This is a genomic window from Lactobacillus sp. UMNPBX16, assembly GCF_002553775.1.
GTDB classification, from domain to species: Bacteria; Bacillota; Bacilli; order Lactobacillales; family Lactobacillaceae; genus Lactobacillus; species Lactobacillus crispatus.
The window spans coordinates 1-287 of record NZ_PCYU01000072.1 but is presented as its reverse complement, the minus strand read 5'-3'; the positions used below and the strand labels follow the sequence as shown (position 1 = coordinate 287).

Below are 287 nucleotides of genomic sequence, written 5' to 3'. Positions count from 1 at the left end.
AATGTGCGTTAGACTTGAAGGGATCATAGACATCTGCAAGGCAACTGAGAATAGCCACTTTATTTGGTTTGCGCGTCTCTTAAATAACCATTTGAGAGGGATCTACACGTTCGCCAAATACGGGATATCAACTGGCAAACTTGAGGGTATCAACAATAAGATCAAGACTGAGAGACGTAAGGGTTATGGGTATCCAGATGATGAATACTTCTTTCTGCGATTAATGGAAATATCCCGAAAGGCATCCTAAATCTCACAGCCGTTTACACAAGAATTTATACTGAACC

General features: G+C 40.8%; 1 protein-coding gene. It reads left to right on the top strand.

The window, feature by feature from the left end; all coding sequences use genetic code 11:
• Positions 1 to 250, top strand: a 250-nt coding sequence (locus CP367_RS10255; RefSeq protein ID WP_143438857.1) for a transposase, incomplete at its 5' end; no start/stop codon positions are given.
• Positions 251 to 287: the final 37 nt, after the last annotated feature.